Source organism: Methylotenera sp. (assembly GCF_030653755.1).
In the GTDB taxonomy this organism is placed as follows: Bacteria; Pseudomonadota; Gammaproteobacteria; order Burkholderiales; family Methylophilaceae; genus Methylotenera.
This window is the reverse complement of sequence record NZ_JAURYU010000045.1, coordinates 260,826-277,135: the sequence shown is the minus strand read 5'-3', so window position 1 is coordinate 277,135 and position 16,310 is coordinate 260,826. Positions and strand designations below refer to the sequence as shown.

At 43.5% G+C, this 16,310-nt stretch carries 17 protein-coding genes; 9 read left to right on the top strand and 8 right to left on the bottom strand.

The window, feature by feature from the left end:
• The first annotated feature begins 27 nt into the window (after positions 1-27).
• From ftsZ to Q7U33_RS09350, 6 genes are all read left to right on the top strand, one after another.
• Positions 28-1,206 carry a cell division protein FtsZ gene (gene ftsZ, locus Q7U33_RS09375; RefSeq protein ID WP_304860088.1) on the top strand — a complete coding sequence of 393 codons (1,179 nt, stop codon included), beginning with the start codon at positions 28-30 and terminating at the stop codon, positions 1,204-1,206.
• A gap of 207 nt (positions 1,207-1,413) precedes the next feature.
• Positions 1,414-2,343, top strand: coding sequence for a UDP-3-O-acyl-N-acetylglucosamine deacetylase (gene lpxC, locus Q7U33_RS09370; protein ID WP_304860085.1), 930 nt, complete (start codon positions 1,414-1,416; stop codon positions 2,341-2,343).
• A gap of 67 nt (positions 2,344-2,410) precedes the next feature.
• Positions 2,411-2,593, top strand: coding sequence for a hypothetical protein (locus tag Q7U33_RS09365; protein WP_304860082.1), 183 nt, complete (start codon positions 2,411-2,413; stop codon positions 2,591-2,593).
• Between the two features lie 61 nt (positions 2,594-2,654).
• Positions 2,655-4,604, top strand: coding sequence for a lytic transglycosylase domain-containing protein (locus Q7U33_RS09360; RefSeq protein WP_304860080.1), 1,950 nt, complete (start codon positions 2,655-2,657; stop codon positions 4,602-4,604).
• A 139-nt stretch (positions 4,605-4,743) separates the two neighbouring features.
• A complete protein-coding gene (locus tag Q7U33_RS09355; protein WP_304860077.1) occupies positions 4,744-5,691 on the top strand; it encodes a complex I NDUFA9 subunit family protein in 948 nt (315 codons plus the stop codon).
• 38 nt (positions 5,692-5,729) lie between these two features.
• The gene (locus tag Q7U33_RS09350; protein ID WP_304860074.1) at positions 5,730-6,938 is read left to right on the top strand and encodes a multifunctional CCA addition/repair protein; all 1,209 of its coding nucleotides are present in this window, start codon (positions 5,730-5,732) and stop codon (positions 6,936-6,938) included.
• 102 nt (positions 6,939-7,040) lie between these two features.
• Here Q7U33_RS09350 and Q7U33_RS09345 read toward each other — a convergent pair whose 3' ends face one another.
• The 7 genes from Q7U33_RS09345 to Q7U33_RS09315 all read right to left on the bottom strand — a co-directional run bounded on the left by Q7U33_RS09345 (position 7,041) and on the right by Q7U33_RS09315 (position 12,431).
• The gene (locus Q7U33_RS09345) at positions 7,041-7,262 is read right to left on the bottom strand and encodes a DUF2788 domain-containing protein (protein ID WP_304860071.1); all 222 of its coding nucleotides are present in this window, start codon (positions 7,260-7,262) and stop codon (positions 7,041-7,043) included.
• Between the two features lie 32 nt (positions 7,263-7,294).
• Positions 7,295-7,915: a cold shock and DUF1294 domain-containing protein gene (locus Q7U33_RS09340; RefSeq protein WP_304860069.1), complete on the bottom strand. Its 621-nt coding sequence runs from the start codon at positions 7,913-7,915 to the stop codon at positions 7,295-7,297.
• 12 nt (positions 7,916-7,927) lie between these two features.
• Positions 7,928-8,485 carry a nucleoid occlusion factor SlmA gene (slmA, locus tag Q7U33_RS09335; protein ID WP_304860066.1) on the bottom strand — a complete coding sequence of 186 codons (558 nt, stop codon included), beginning with the start codon at positions 8,483-8,485 and terminating at the stop codon, positions 7,928-7,930.
• A gap of 30 nt (positions 8,486-8,515) precedes the next feature.
• Positions 8,516-9,145, bottom strand: coding sequence for a pyrimidine 5'-nucleotidase (locus Q7U33_RS09330; RefSeq protein WP_304860063.1), 630 nt, complete (start codon positions 9,143-9,145; stop codon positions 8,516-8,518).
• A 106-nt stretch (positions 9,146-9,251) separates the two neighbouring features.
• On the bottom strand, positions 9,252-10,136 hold the full coding sequence (argB, locus tag Q7U33_RS09325) for an acetylglutamate kinase (RefSeq protein ID WP_304860061.1): 885 nt from the start codon (positions 10,134-10,136) through the stop codon (positions 9,252-9,254).
• A gap of 61 nt (positions 10,137-10,197) precedes the next feature.
• Positions 10,198-11,805: an amino-acid N-acetyltransferase gene (argA, locus tag Q7U33_RS09320; protein ID WP_304860059.1), complete on the bottom strand. Its 1,608-nt coding sequence runs from the start codon at positions 11,803-11,805 to the stop codon at positions 10,198-10,200.
• A gap of 113 nt (positions 11,806-11,918) precedes the next feature.
• Entirely contained in the window at positions 11,919-12,431 is a 513-nt protein-coding gene (locus Q7U33_RS09315) for a bifunctional 2-polyprenyl-6-hydroxyphenol methylase/3-demethylubiquinol 3-O-methyltransferase UbiG (protein ID WP_304860057.1), read from the bottom strand.
• Positions 12,432-12,610: 179 nt separating this feature from the next.
• Here Q7U33_RS09315 and Q7U33_RS09310 point away from each other — a divergent pair, with 179 nt between their 5' ends.
• Entirely contained in the window at positions 12,611-12,994 is a 384-nt protein-coding gene (locus tag Q7U33_RS09310; protein ID WP_304860055.1) for a surface-adhesin E family protein, read from the top strand.
• Positions 12,995-13,032: 38 nt separating this feature from the next.
• Here the strand turns inward: Q7U33_RS09310 and Q7U33_RS09305 are convergent, their stop codons facing one another.
• On the bottom strand, positions 13,033-13,767 hold the full coding sequence (locus tag Q7U33_RS09305; RefSeq protein ID WP_304860052.1) for a 16S rRNA (uracil(1498)-N(3))-methyltransferase: 735 nt from the start codon (positions 13,765-13,767) through the stop codon (positions 13,033-13,035).
• Positions 13,768-13,869: 102 nt separating this feature from the next.
• On the opposite strand from Q7U33_RS09305, the gene Q7U33_RS09300 reads away from it, so the two are divergent.
• On the top strand, positions 13,870-14,436 hold the full coding sequence (locus Q7U33_RS09300; protein ID WP_304860051.1) for a thioredoxin family protein: 567 nt from the start codon (positions 13,870-13,872) through the stop codon (positions 14,434-14,436).
• Between the two features lie 9 nt (positions 14,437-14,445).
• Positions 14,446-16,263 carry a long-chain fatty acid--CoA ligase gene (locus tag Q7U33_RS09295; protein ID WP_304860049.1) on the top strand — a complete coding sequence of 606 codons (1,818 nt, stop codon included), beginning with the start codon at positions 14,446-14,448 and terminating at the stop codon, positions 16,261-16,263.
• Positions 16,264-16,310 lie beyond the last annotated feature (47 nt).

Sequence of the window (16,310 nt, the reverse complement as noted above, 5' to 3'; positions counted from 1 at the left end):
GAAAGCTAAAAAAGAGGAGGCAGTAAAATGTTTGAAATTATGGAAAAAAATTCGCAAGAAGCCGTGATTAAGGTCATTGGTGTAGGTGGTTGCGGCGGCAACGCGGTTGCGCACATGATTGAAAAAAATGTGGGTGGCGTTGAATTTATTTGCGCGAATACTGATATGCAAGCTTTGAAAAAGAGCCAAGCAAAAACAGTATTGCAAATTGGCGAGGCAATGACACGTGGCTTGGGCGCAGGTGCAAAACCTGAAGTGGGTCGTGAAGCAGCATTAGAAGATCGCGACGCAATTGCAGAGCTGATTGAGGGCGCTGATATGTTATTTATCACTGCGGGTATGGGTGGTGGTACAGGTACAGGCGCTGCACCAGTGATTGCACAAATCGCTAAAGAAATGGGTATTTTAACGGTTGCAGTGGTGACTAAACCTTTTGCATTCGAAGGAAAACGCACTAAAGTCGCATCTGATGGTCTAGATGAGTTATCAAAGTATGTGGATTCACTGATTGTGATTCCTAACGAGAAATTGATGGAAGTGTTGGGCGAGGATGTACCGTTCCTAGAAGCATTTAGGGCAGCTAACGACGTATTGCACAATGCGGTTTCAGGCATTGCCGAAATCATCAATTGCGCAGGTATGGTGAACGTTGACTTTGCTGACGTACGCACTGTGATGTCTGAAATGGGTATGGCTATGATGGGTTCTGCATTAGCAACAGGCCCAGATCGCGCGCGTATTGCTGCTGAGCAAGCAGTGGCAAGTCCATTGCTTGAAGATGTCAACTTAGCTAATGCACGTGGCGTTTTAGTGAATATCACCACTTCAAGTGCTTTCAAAATGAAAGAATACTATGATGTGATGAACACGATTAAAGCATTCACAGCAGAAGACGCAACCGTGATCGTAGGTAACGTATTTGACGACAGCATGGGCGATGGCTTACGCGTCACCATGGTGGCAACAGGTTTGACTGGCGCACAACGCCGTCAGCAAAAACCAGAGTTGCGTGTGATGCCACAACAAGTAGTACGTGATGGCACCACTAACCAACCGATTTTTGTTGGTAATGCAAACATCGCTACCGATGATGAAGCGCCAGCAGTGTTTGGCTCAAATAGCCGTCGTGCGCAAGTTGAAGCAATGAAAATGTCAGGGGTTGAAGAATATGACATCCCAGCATTTTTACGTAAACAAGCTGACTAAGTGACATTCTGCTAAGGGCTGTGTTGATAGGGCAATATAGCCAGCGAAAAGCTGTCGCCGTGAATTATGTTATTATTTAATTGATTTGTAAGGCAAAATATAGGCTTTGATAGCTGGCAGGTTTGGTAGTGGGTAAGCGCTCGGTACTGATACTGACTGCACTGCAGCTGACGGCACTAGAACTTAGAGAATGGAAATAGATTAGGCATGTTAAAGCAACGTACACTTAAAAAAGCGATAAGCGCCACAGGCGTTGGGTTGCACAATGGCGAAAAGGTTACTCTTACCCTCCGCCCAGCTGCACCTGACACTGGTATTGTTTTCAAACGGGTTGATCTGCCTCAACCTAATGAAATCTTGGCTACTCCTGGCGTAGTGCATGACACAAGAATGTGTTCTGCGCTGGAGTCCAATGGCGCACGCGTTGCCACTGTTGAGCATGTCATGTCTGCACTTGCTGGCTTGGGTGTGGACAATGTGTATGTAGAGGTTGATGCTTCTGAAATCCCGATTATGGATGGAAGCTCAGGTCCTTTTGTATTTTTACTGCAAGAAGCGGGCATCGTTGAACAAGCGGCCGCTAAAAAATTCATCCGGATTAAAAAGACGGTAGAAGTGAAAGAGGGTGATAAATGGGTTAGGTTTGAGCCTTATCATGGCTTCAAGATAGACTTTACGATTGATTTTAATCATCCTGTATTTGAAAACTCTGGCAATAACGTCAAAATAGATTTTGCTGCCGATTCTTATATTAAAGAAATTAGCCGTGCACGTACTTTTGGTTTTATGCATGAAGTTGAGTATTTACGCTCAAATGGTTTAGCGCGTGGCGGTAGTTTAGATAACGCGATTGTGCTAGATGAGTATCGTGTATTGAATGCGGATGGGTTGCGTTATGACGATGAATTCGTGAAGCATAAAGTATTAGACGCAATTGGTGATTTATATATGCTGGGTCATCCAATATTAGGCGCTTTTTATGCTTATAAATCAGGCCATGCATTGAATAACCAATTGTTGCGCGCGCTCATGCAAGATGAAACTGCGTGGGAATATACTACCTTTGAAAAACAGGAAGATGCACCAGCGTCTTTCTTGTCACAGCCTAACCAATTGCAGGCAAAGCCTGCGTATTAGCACCGCTAAGCAAGCATTACTGTTTATACAGTCAAGTAAGATTAGTCATTATTAAGAGGAGGCGTATATGTTAATGATTCGCCTGATGTTCGTTTTATTAGTGATTACCGCCATGGTGTTACTAGGCTTGTATTTGTTATCAAGCGATAAAAAGTATCTGCATTACTTCAAACAAACTATTAAATATACGTTTTTTCTGGTCATAGTCACCGCTGTACTCTTTGTGTTGCGTCGTATCCTTTATGTTTAGCCTATTCAAAATAAGACCAAATCTATTTCCATCGCGACATGTGAGTAAGCTTTGGTTAGCCATGTTATTGCTATCAGGCCATGTAGCTGCGATGTCTGATCAGGCGTTGTTTGAGCACGCCCGCGAGGCTTATGCAAAAAGAAATGAACTGTCACTCACTGAAGATGTTAGTCAACTTAACAAGCAGCAGTATGTTTTAGCACCCTATGCTGCTTATTGGCTAATGTTGCTGAGGTTGGAACAAGCTGATAATGCTGAGGTGCAAGCCTTTATGACACAATATGCGGACATGGCTTTTGTTGATCGTTTGCGAGGTGAATGGTTAAAGGCGCTAGGTAAAAAACAGGATTGGGCGTTGTTTTTTGAGCATTATCAACACTTTAAGCGGACAGATAACGCCGTTGAATGTTATGCATTGTATGGAAAAAGCCAGTTTGAGCATCAAGATGTGGTCGCGCAAGCTAAAAAAATCTGGTTCAGTTCTGCAGATCTGCCAACTAGCTGCACGCCATTGTTTGATGTAATGCAACAAGCTGGTGTGCTTAGTACAAACGATGTTTGGGAAAGGCTAAGACTGGCTTTGCATGATGGGAAATTGAATGTCGCTAAGAACATCATTGCTCGTTTGCCAGCATTTGGTAAAAACAACATAGCACTCTTGGATGTTGCGAATCAAACACCTAAGCTATTGCTGACCAATAAAACCGTTAACGTCAAAATCAACAACAAGAAAACTGTATTAAAGACGCCTTCGTTTAAAGCGCGAGATGATATAGAGGTGAACTTTTATGCGCTTGACCGCTTAGCACGCACTAGCCTTAATGATGCAGTAACAGTCAATCAGCAGTTGCAATCACAATGGTCGCAGGCTGATGCGGCTTTTGCATGGGGACGCATTGCTTATCATGCTGCGCGTAATCATCACCCCCAAGCGCTTGAATTTTATGCAAAATCAAATCAAACCTCATTGGATAAAGAGCAGCTGGCATGGATGGCGCGTGCGGCGATGCGAGCGCAAAACTGGGATGTATTGTTAGATGCGATTGGTAGGATGAATGCAGAGCAACAGCAAGAAGGTGCTTGGCGCTATTGGAAGGGCCGAGCATTCAAAGAAAAAAACATGCTGGTTGAAGCTAATAAAATATTGGGTCCATTATCTATCGAGCGTCATTACTATGGCTGGCTTGCGCTGGAAGAGTTAGGTAATGTCATGAATAGTCCGCAACTGCAATATACGCCCAGTGAGCTAGAGGTGACAGCAATTGCTAGTCAACCTGCCATTAAACGCGCACTAGCGCTACAAAAGTTGGATATGCGCTGGGAGGCAAAAGCTGAGTGGGTGTGGGCCACCCGTGATTTTGACGATAAACAGTTATTAGCTGCGGCTGAGTATGCACAGCGCCAGAAATGGTATGACATTGCGATCAGTACAGCTGACAATACTAAGCAGTTGCATGACTTTAATTTACGTTACCCAACGCCGTACCGAGATTTATTTAGAGCTGCAGCGGTGAATGAAAACATAGATGAAGCCTGGATTTATGGCTTAACGCGCCAAGAAAGCAGATTTATGCATTATGCAAAATCGGGTGTGGGTGCCTCTGGGCTAATGCAACTAATGCCAGCTACTGCTAAATGGGCTGCCCAACGCATGGGTTTGCGAGATTACAGCCATGAGATGATTCATGATATAAACTTCAATGTTGGCATTGGTACCTACTATATGCGTTACACATTGGACATGATGAATGGTCAAGCCGTGATGGCTACTGCGGCCTACAACGCTGGCCCAAGTCGTGCACGTCGTTGGGTGGCGGATGAGCCCCTAGAGGCAGCTATTTATATTGAGACTATTCCATTTAGTGAAACCAGAGGTTATGTGCAAAAAGTGATGGCAAATGCACAACTTTACGCACCAAGATTAGGACATCTTGCACAAAGTCTAAAGGCTAGAATGGGCACAGTGCCAGGCCGTGTCAAGTCAGAAGTGATTTTAGTGGATGCAGAGTAATGGTTTGAGTTGTGCATGAGCATGTAATTAAATTAATGAATGTTGAAATCGATTAAGAATTAAGTCATCGCTATATCACCAGCGTTTGGTGGATCACTAGCGATGTTTAGAGTGAACTAGAGAAGTTAGAGGGATAGTCATGCAATTAAAAAAAATATGTGTGTTGGGTGGTTCTGGGTTTGTTGGTAGCGCTGTCGTTGCTAAGTTAGATGCTGCTGGATACAAAGTCACCGTGTTAACGCGCAGAAGAGAATCTGCCAAGCATTTATTTTTGTTACCTAATGTGAGCGTGGTTGAGTGTAATGTGTTGGATTACCACGCGCTTAATGCTGTACTAAGAGGTGCTGATGCAGTGATTAATTTGATTGGCATTTTGCATCAAAGTAGTCGATTAAGTTTCAATACTGTCCACCACCAGTTGCCAGCGCAGCTTGCAAAGATTTGTGCTGATTTAGGCATCAAACGCCTCATCCAGATGAGTAGTTTACGTGCGGATGAACATGCCCCAAGTCAATATTTGCGTTCAAAAGCAGCAGGTGAGGCCGCATTAAATGCATTGCACGATAAAATCAATATCACGATATTTAAGCCTTCTATTATTTTTGGGCGTGGTGATAAATTTACGAATTTGTTTGCAACGCTAATTAAATTATTACCTGTGGTATTACTTGCAAAACCCAATGCTAAGTTTCAGCCTATTTGGGTAGAAGATGTTGCTAGTTGTTTTTTGAATAGCTTAGAAAACACTAAAACTTATGGTCAGACCTACGAGTTGGCAGGTCCCAAAGTGTATACATTCCGCGAATTACTACAGCAAATCATGCGAGTTTTGGCAGTTAAACGCAGCATTATTGGTTTAAATAATACGCTTTCATATGGGCAGGCTTTGATGATGGAGTTTTTGCCAGTAAAACTCATGTCACGCGACAATATCAAGTCTATGGAAGTTGATAGCGTTAGTCAGTACCCACTACCAGCGGTTTTAGCAGTAGAGCCCAGCGCATTAGAAGCAGTGTTGCCTGAGTACTTAGTTGATCGCACGGCGCGTGGCGCTTATGATCGTTTTCGTAGTGCAGCGGCACGTTAGTTTGGGCTTATAACTTAGGTAAAGTAATGGACAGTGTCATGCAAACCTACATTGTTGGTGGAGCAGTCCGTGATGAGTTGTTAGGTTATCCTATCAAAGATAAAGACTATCTCGTCGTCGGTAGCACTCCCGAACAAATGGTCGCCGCTGGTTTTAGGCCTGTAGGAAAAGATTTCCCTGTATTTTTGCACCCTAAAACACAGGATGAATATGCACTCGCACGTACAGAACGTAAAACTGCAAAAGGCTATAAAGGTTTTGTCGTACATGCTTCACCAGAAATCACCTTAGAGCAAGATCTAGCAAGGCGTGATTTAACGATTAACGCCATCGCAAAGAGCGAAGCGGGAGAGCTTGTTGACCCATTTCATGGTCTTGAAGACATCAAGTCGAAAACATTACGTCACGTAGGGCATGCCTTTGTGGAAGATCCCGTGCGTATTTTGCGCATTGCACGGTTTTCAGCACGGTTAGCAGATTTTAATATAGCACCAGAAACCTTAAATTTGATGCAGCAAATGGTAGAAGCTGGTGAAGTGGATGCTTTGGTGGCTGAGCGTGTTTGGCAAGAGCTTGCTAAAGGCTTAATGGAGAAAAATCCTGCGCGTATGTTTGAGGTGTTACGGTCGTGTGGCGCCTTAAATAGGATTATTCCCGAGCTGGATAAGCTTTGGGGTGTTCCACAACCACCTCAACATCACCCTGAGGTTGATACAGGCGTTCATGTGATGCTAGTGCTTGATTATGCAGCACAAAAAGATTTTTCATTGTCAGTGCGTTTTGCTGCGCTAATGCATGACCTCGGCAAAGGAACAACACCTAAAGAAATCCTACCGCGCCATATTGGGCATGAAGAGCGCGGGGCGCATTTGGTAAAAGACGTATGTAAACGCTTACGGGTACCGAATGACTGTAAAGAACTTGCCGTGATGGTGGCCAAATTTCACGGTAAGTTATATCAGTCATTGGAAATGCGTCCTAGTACCTTGTTAGAGTTCCTTATCCAGCTAGATGCCATTAGGCAGCCAGAACGATTCAATGATTTTTTACAAGCATGTGAGGCAGACTCACGTGGCAGAACAGGCTTAGAAGGCTGTCCGACGCCAGCCGCTGATTTAATGCGTAAAGTGTTGGGGGCAGCATCAAGTGTAGATGCAGGTGCGATTGCCAGCAAACAAAGTGATGTAGAAAAAATCAAGACTGCAATTTTTGAGGCCAGAGTTGAAGCAATTAAGCGCGTGCTTTAAATACGTGCATAGCATGGTTGATTAACAAATGATGCGCTTGCTAAACGCTGAGATTGTTGATGTTTCTGCCAAATAGGGTACTACTTCATTTAAATGCTAAGTTTAAATACCAAGCGAATTTTGAATAAAGTATTTCGCTACATATCCCACTAAGCCAAAAGTTAAGCCAAGAAATAATACAAATGCGCCAAACTTACCAGCTTTTGATTCCCAAGCCAGATGCCCAACAATAAATAACATGAGCAGCATTAAACCACCTACACCAAATGTCATGCCAAATTCGGTGATTTGCGCTTCAGTAAAACCAAAAATTGTACCTTCCAACTTTATCTCCATTGTATTTAAGCTTAAATGTGTTATTTCGTGAGAAGTGAAATCAACATATTCTGTAAGTAAGGCAGTGAGTACAGCATCACAGCAATGCAGTTTATTAAAGCTGTGAGTCTGTATGTCACCACAAAAGATTGCTTCTTGTGTTTATGGTTAAAAAGTTTTTGCGCTAGATATGCACTAGGCCAACCACCAATTAAGCTTAACCAGTGAAGCGTTGACTCCTGCGTACGCCAAGTTTTTTTAACAGCAGATGTTTTATCCTGATAATAGTATAAAAATAGTAATAAGTTAGAACCAATCACAATCAAAGTAAAAGTAACAGGTAAGAACCCTTTGAGCGTTCTTTCAGTCACCAATGTAAAAAATATCAAAATAAACATTAAAAAGGCCGAGTTTAACTTGGTCGGTTTTTCAATGCTTTTAATGCTAGTTGAGCTAGTTTGATAGGCTACATTGGTGGCACGAAATCTACCTCTATCATCTTTCATTAACTCATAGCTGACTAGTTCGTTAATCTCTGGTCTTTTATTCAAGTGGCGAATGTCTGAAATATGTAGAAACACATCTTTACTATCGCTTGTTGCTCGTACAAATCCATAGCCCTTATCGTCATGCCATTTGATAATTTTCCCTTGATAACGCATTTTTAATAGGCGTTATAAAAGGTTAGGCAGTTGTTGCTCAATAAACTCAGTAGGTTTACGTTTGAAACCACTTTTAGCATATTGGTTCCAGCGTCCGATGATATAGCAAGTAATTAAATTTGCTTGCGCTTCGGCATCACTCTTGTGACCAGTTTGCGCTTCGGCTATGCGTAAACATTGCTTGAGTGTGACTTCAATGCGATCATAAAGTTGGTTAATACGCAGTTGTAGTTTGTCATCCTCATTCACCAATGCATCACCAATCAGTACACGGGTCATGCCAGAGTTCTTTTCTGCAAATACCATGAGCATGGTCACAATACGCTGTATTTGTCTGAGGCCTTCAGGTTCTTCTGTACTGATTTTATTAATCAGGCCAAAAATAGTTTCTTCAATAAACAAAATCAAACCTTCAAACATTTGCGCTTTATTGGCAAAGTGGCGATAAAGTGCAGCTTCGCTCACTTCTAATTTTGCTGCTAATGCTGCTGTGGTGATTTTCTCTCTTTTTGGAGATTCCAACATTTTTGCCAAAGTTTCTAGAATTTGTTGTTTACGTTCGCCTGCCATATGGTTTTCCTAACAAATGATTTTTTTGAATTATAGCTTAATGTGAGTAAGTGCTAACACTGAGGAGAGCCGATAATCTACAAAATTTGGCTTGTGTAGCTTTTTTGATATCCAAATGGTTTTCATCCCTAGGCGCTTGGCTGTCATGAGCGCGGGAAGACTGTCTTCTAGCATCACGCAGTCGCTTGCTTTTGCGTTAATCGTTTTGAGTAAACATTGGAAGCCTCGTGTTGATGGTTTTGCATGAAATTTTGTAGATTCCACGCTAAAAATCAACTCAAATACATCTGCAATGCCTAAGAGTTCAAGTACCCGAGTAGCATAACTTCGCGGGGCGTTGGTGAACACTAACTTACGCCCAGAGAGTGAGTTCAACATGTGTTTCAATCGCTTGGTTTGAATGACCATATCGTGCAACGTCGTCAAACGGTGTGTTTCAAGCAAGAAGTGATGTGGATTTGTACCGTGGTGCCGCATGAGACCTTTGAGCGTGGCACCGTAAATGCGCCAATAACGCTGACGTAGTGCATGGGCCTCTGGTTCGCACAGTAAGAGTTCATCCATGATGTACTGTGTCATGGCGCGATTCATGACAGGAAATATATGCGCACTTGCATTGTGCAGGGTGTCGTCTAGGTCAAAAATCCAGATTCTGCTCATGCTTGGCGCTAGTCGCTTATTGTGAATCGGCACAGATTGCGTTGCGATATCTTTGATATGCCACGCATGCTCAAGTATTGCTTGAGGGTTGACCTGTGCCTGATATTTATTTTGCTTTAATGAGCGTACCTACGCCCTCGTCTGTTAGCACTTCTAACAGTAAGGCATGTTCAACACGTCCATCAATAATATGCACAGCTTTGACACCGCTGCGCGCAGCATCTAGGGCTGAGCTGATTTTAGGTAGCATGCCGCCTGAGAGCGTACCATCTGCCACCATGTCGTCAATTTGCCTAGGTGTTAAGCCCGTGAGTAGCTCGCCATTTTTATCCAGCACGCCAGGTGTGTTGGTGAGTAAAATCAATTTTTCAGCATTGAGTATTTCAGCAAGCTTGCCTGCTACTACGTCTGCATTAATATTGTATGTTTCGCCATCAACACCTACGCCGATAGGTGCCACAACAGGGATAAAGTCGCCAGTGTCTAAGAAGTTGATAATACTAGGGTCAATGGCGGAAATTTCACCCACTTGCCCAATATCAATCATCTTGGTGGCGTCGTCTTTATCTGCCATTAAGAGTTTGTGTGCATGAATGAAATTACCATCTTGCCCAGTTAAGCCAACAGCCTTACCGCCGTGACGGTTGATTAAATTCACAATCTCTTTATTGACTTGCCCACCGAGTACCATTTCAACAACATCCATGGTTTCTTCATCGGTGACGCGCATGCCTTGAATAAACTCGCCTTTTTTGCCTAGCTTATCCAACATTTCGTTGATCTGTGGACCTCCACCGTGTACCACCACAGGGTTCATGCCCACCAGTTTTAACAGCACTACATCTTTTGCAAAGCATTCTTTTAAATGCTCATCGGTCATTGCGTTGCCGCCGTATTTAATGACAATGGTTTTATCAAAAAAACGTTTAATATAAGGTAACGCTTCAGCTAGCGTCTTTGCTTTTTTTGCAGCGGTTGATTGGTTTAGCATGAGTTTTCCGTGAGCTTAGATTTTGGTCAATTTGGTTTCCGTTATTGTAACTAAAATTTGTTTACAATGTTTTGCTAAACACCTTAGATTTGCGTTGAAAATTGTAAAGTTTTTGTTTTTCAGTTGGGAGCTTTTCAACACTTTGTTCGGTGAATCCGCGTTCCAAGAACCAGTGCTCGGTCCGCGTTGTGAGGCAAAATAAGCTTTTAAGCCCACGCTCTTTGGCAACATTGGCGCAGTAATAAAATAATTTATCACCGCGACCACCACCGCGGTAAGCTGGGTCTATGGCAAGGCATGCAAACTCAGCGGTTTTTTCTGACTCAAAAGGGTACAGTGCTGCACAGCCGATAATACGATTATCGTGCTCCATGACATGAAAATGGTCGATTTCCATTTCTAGTCGCTCACGGCCGCGGCGCACTAAAATGCCATCGTTTTCTAGGGGTTCGATTAACTTCAGGATGCCGCCAACATCATCAATATTAGCCTGGCGCATGCTTTCTAAGCTGAGTTCAGTGACCATGGTGCCAATGCCGTCAAGCGTGAATAGCTCTTGAATGATGGCGCCATCAATATGGCGGCTAATCATATGTGTTCTGGCTACGCCTTGCTCACAGGCACGTACTGCGGCTGGTAGGTAGTAGGTGACGTCTTCTGATATGTTAATGGCTTGCTCAGTTTCACGTACATTTCTTAATAGATTTTTAGCTTTTTCGGCCGTCATCTCGCGCAGGAGTTCTCCACGTAAATTGTGCACCCCTTCTGAGTCCATTAAGAAAATAAGCTTATCTGCATCTAATGCAATGGCCGTACTTACCGCTACGTCTTCCAAGCTTAAGTTGAATGCCTCGCCTGTTGGAGAGTAGCCAAGCGGCGATAGTAATACCATTTCGTTGTCATCTAGTCGTTTTTGGATGCCAATGGCATCGACTTTACGTACTTCGCCAGTGTGTTGAAGATCTACACCATCATGCACCCCCAATGGTTTTGCTGTCACAAAGTTGCCGCTCGCCACGCGGATGTCTGCGCCAGCCATCGGTGAGTTGGCAATCCCCATCGATAATAACGCTTCAATTTCTACACGGATAGCGCCGTTAGCTTCTTTTACAGCTTCCATTGCGGCATCATCTGTGACACGTAATCCGTTATGTAGCAGTGGGGTGATGTTGTCACGTTTAAGGCGTTTTTCAATTTGTGGGCGTGAGCCATGTACTAGCACTAATCTCACTTCTAAGCTGGCTAGTAGATTTAGGTCGTGCGAGAGTGAAATGAACTGCTGGTCGCTCACCACTTCTCCACCAAAAGCAATCACAAAGGTTCGTCCGCCAAATGCGTGGATATAAGGTGTTGCCGAACGGAACCACTGAACAAAATCTTTGGCGCTGGTGTTAGCATTGATGCTGCTCACGGACTCTGTTTGATTAACGATGTAAGTGGGTGCTTGCTCATTTAATTGGCGTGGCGTGGCATCACTTTCAGCGTAAAGGCTCGCAGGCGTCGTTGCTAGTGCGGCTGCGATTTTGCGTAATAATGATTCTGAAACGCCAAGTTCGCCGCGTTCGATACGAGATAAATTGCCAGCATCCGCATCTATTTTAGAGGCAAGTTGCTGTAGCGTTAAATTGAGTGATTTACGCTTGCTACGAATGCAATGACCAAGTGACATGATTAAATACCAATTAATTTGTAATATTTACATTAATATAAAACAAATTTGTAATTAATACAATTTAAACATGTATTCTGCACATGAATTAAATTAGCTCTAGTGGGTGACTGTTAAGTAATCTTTTTGGCGCAAATGCGTTGTATTACTGCTGGACTGGGTTCGCGTTCTTCACCTTGCTCAAAGTCAATCACGGTAAGTAATGGCGCGTAAGTGTTACGTAGCTCATCTGGCAATAAAAGAAAATCAGGGTTGCTAGGTTTGCCGCAATGCTCGTTACCCTTCATGAATGTTTCGTAAATGAGTATGCCATCAGGGTTGAGTATGTCTGCGAGTAGCGTTAATAATGGTCTATGCAGATAGCGGCTAACGACAATGCCATCGTAAGCGTGCCCAAATTTTGGCAGTTCGCTAGTTTCAAGATCGCGGATCACAACATTGATATTCTCGATATCATTCATGCTTGACGTTGCCATTGAGTCGTGGTCTATTGCGTCAACCTGATAACCTTGTTGTGCTAGCCAAATGGCATGGCGCCCTTTGCCGCAAGCAAGGTCTAGTACGCGACCTTTGTTTTTAATCAGTGGCGCAAACTTCATGATCCATGGTGATGGTTTTTCTTGCATATTCAGCTGTTGGTTAACTTTGATTCACTTTGGGTGAGATATTGAGATTAATCTGTTTTCAGTATTGTCTAGTATATAAACTTACGCACAATTAGATGAATAATTATCCAGTTATTAATCGTTATCCGATAAACTCTAGTATCAAAATTGCAATTTACATAATAATTAACAGGTAAACAATGAGTAAATATTTAATGATGTTAGTGTTGGTATTTATATCAAGTAAAGCCTTTGCTGAGTGGACAATGATCCAAACAAACGATAATGGCAATATGTTGATTGATTTTGATACAGTTCAGAAAGCCGAAAATTTAATCACAGTTTCAACATTGAATGACTATTATGTGCAGCAACCAAAAGGTGAAATGTCATCCGAGTGGCTCGAGCTGCACGATTGTAAAAATAAGCAGTTCAAAGCACTTTCCATTAAATATTATGCTGAAAATATGGCAAAAGGTAGCTTGTTGGCAACTTATCACTTACCAGAATCAGAAACTGCTTGGTCTGCGGTGGTGCCTTATAGCATTGGTGAAGTAAAAGCTAATGTAATATGCAGTCGCTAATGGTCGTAAGTAATTGCCATGATTAATAGTGATTAGTTTTAAAAGTCACCCCATACTAATTGCATGGCGGCAATAGCCGTTAAGGCGGCAGTTTCTGTACGTAAAATGCGCGGCCCAAGCAAGATTGATTGAAAGTGATGCGACGTTGCAAGGTCGATTTCCTCTTGGCTTAGGCCCCCTTCAGCGCCAATCAGCAACTGTATCTCACCAGTTGGCTTTTGAATGTCTGCTAAACGTTTTGCACCAATCGGGTTAAGTAGGATGCGAGTGGTACCTATACTTGGGTTCTGATTAAACCAATTTTCAAATGAGATTGGCGGCAGTACCTTGGGCACATACGCGCGCCCAGATTGCTCACATGCCGAAATAGCAATGTTTTGCCAATGTTCGGTGCGTCTCTCTGCACGTTCAGCAGATAGCTTCACCACGCTACGCTTGCTGGTGATTGGCTGGATATTACTTACCCCAAGCTCTACGGCTTTCTGAATGGTAAAGTCCATTCTGTCCCCGCTAGAAATCGCCTGCAATAAAGTGATATTGAGTGGAGATTCGTTATGTACTTTGCTTGCATTGTTAATGATGGCTGTTACGCTATTCTTTTTGACGATGGTAAGCGTGCAGTCGTAATTATGTCCGTCACCATTAAACAAAATCGCATGGTCCCCTTCAGCGAGACGTAGTGCTCGTGTTGCGTGGGCGGCCGCACTTTCTGAAAGCTGAACAGATTGATTGATTACCAAAGGCGAGTTAGTGTAAAAGCGCAAATTAGCCATAAAACGGGCGACTCCAAAAGTAAAGCAAGAAATAAAGCAAAAGTGATAATATAAACGTTAACGTTGTCACAGTAATAAGTATAACGAAATAAGGAGAATAAGATGGTCAGCTTAAATCCCCCCGTATGTAATTTTGGTCAGCCTGCTGTAGATTTCAATTTATTGGGTGTCGACGGTAAGCGATACACGCTGGCAAATAGTGCAGGTAAAAACGGATTATTAGTGATGTTTATCTGTAACCACTGCCCTTATGTGAAAGCAATCAAAACGCGCTTGGTTGACGACTGTCGTGAGCTATTGAAGTATGGCATTAACACGATTGCGATTCAAAGCAATGATACTGAAAATTATCCTGAAGACTCTTACGAGCGCATGATGGAAGAAGCGCAGTTATTTAACTTTCCTTTCCCTTATGTGCTGGATGAGACGCAAGAAATAGCTAAAGCGTATGGTGCCGTCTGTACACCAGACTTTTTTGGGTTTAATGCCGATCTTGAGTTGCAATATCGTGGTCGATTTGATGCCGCAGGCCGTCGTCAATCTGATGAAAACCACCCGAGAGATCTGTTTGACGCGATGAAACTGATTGCAGAAACTGGTGAGGGGCCTAAAGTGCAAACTCCAAGTATCGGCTGTAGTATTAAATGGTTTCCAGAGGAGTCTATCTAAAAGCCAGTCATGAATCATGATCTCGTGGATTATATTTCTCCAGAAGCGGTATTTACGCTAGATGGGTTGTTTCATGAGCGGGTAAAGCGTTCACCCAATGGTATTGCATACCGCTATTTTGATGAACAAATAAGTGAGTGGTGTGAGCTAACATGGTTAGCTACGATGCAAGAGGTAATTAAGTGGCAGCAGGCTTTAATGCGCGAGAATCTTGTCATTGGTGACCGCGTTGCGATTATGCTCAAGAACTGTCCTGCTTGGGTGATTTTTGATCAAGCAGCATTGGGTTGCGGCTTGGTTACGGTGCCGCTGTACGTGTCTGACCGACCTGAAAATGTCGCGCATGTGTTGCAGGACTCTGGCGCCAAGTTGCTATTGGTGAATAGTGCTGATGAATGGCATTCTATTCGGATGCTAGACGCTCACTTTAGTAGCCTGCAGCGCGTGATTACCAATAAAGCGCTGTTAGAAAGTGATAATGACCCGCGTATCCGCAGTGTTGACGAATGGTTGCAACCCTCCAGTTTTGGAGAGTTCCAGCATCGCGTGTCAGATGCGCACGCATTAGCAACAATTGTGTACACCTCAGGTACAACAGGCAAGCCAAAAGGGGTAATGCTCACGCACGGCAACTTAATGCAAAATGCATGGGGCTCATTGGGCGTGTTTGCCGTCTATCCTCATGATATTTTTCTTTCATTTTTACCATTATCACATGCCTTAGAGCGCATGGCGGGGTATTGTCTGCCAATTATGTCGGGCGCGAGTGTTGCTTTTGCAAGGTCTGTGCAGCAATTGCAAGAAGATTTAGCGAGTGTTCGACCCACTATCATTGTGACAGTGCCGCGGATTTTTGAGCGCATTCAGCTCGCTATGCGTAGTAAGTTAGAAAAAGGCCCTGCCTATGCCAGACGACTGTTTGACTTGGCGGTTGCCGTAGGCTATAGCCGTTTTGAATATGAACAGGGGCGAGGCAGATGGCATTGGCGACACTTGTTTTGGCCTGTTTTAAGAAAACTAGTGGCAAGTAAATTACAGGCGCGTTTAGGTGGTCGGCTACGTTTGGCTGTTGCTGGAGGGGCTGCATTGTCCGCGGATAGTGCGCTAACCTTTATTGGGCTAGGTGTGCCGATAGTTCAGGGCTATGGCCTTACTGAAACTAGCCCTGTGATTTCTGTGAACCATGCAGAGAATAATGTGCCAAATAGCGTAGGGCAAACTTTGCAAGGTGTGGAGGTACGGCTGGGCGAGTCGAGTGGCTTGGAAGTGCGTGGCCCCAATGTGATGCAGGGGTATTGGAATAATAAAGAGGCAAACGAAGCGATTTTTACCGCTGATGGATGGCTGAAAACTGGTGATGTAGCAAAGATTGATGCGACTGGCCGCATCACCATTACTGGGCGAATTAAAGAAATTATCGTACTTTCTAATGGAGAGAAAGTGCCGCCTGCGGATGTTGAAGCAGCGATACTGAGGGACCCCTTGTTTGAGCAAGTGATGTTGGTTGGTGAAGGCAAGCCATATTTAGCATTGCTTGCGGTGGTGAATCAGGCGCAATGGCTAATGGTTAATGTACACAATTTATCTGGTGCTTGGCCAGATGTGTTAGATGACCGTCAATCCTGTGTTTTTGCACTTAGTCGCGTTGCCGCACAAATGAAATTTTTCCCTGGCTATGTAAAGATTAGAAAAATTGTTTTACTGTACGAGGCATGGACGGTTGAGAATGGCTTACTAACGCCCACCTTGAAAATTAAGCGACATCTCATTTTGCAACAGCATCAGGCACAGTATGAGCAGTTGTATGAGGGGTTTAAGCTTACATAAGTAGCGCAGTGATAGATTGTATGCGCTACTTTGAGTTGAAGTGCGAA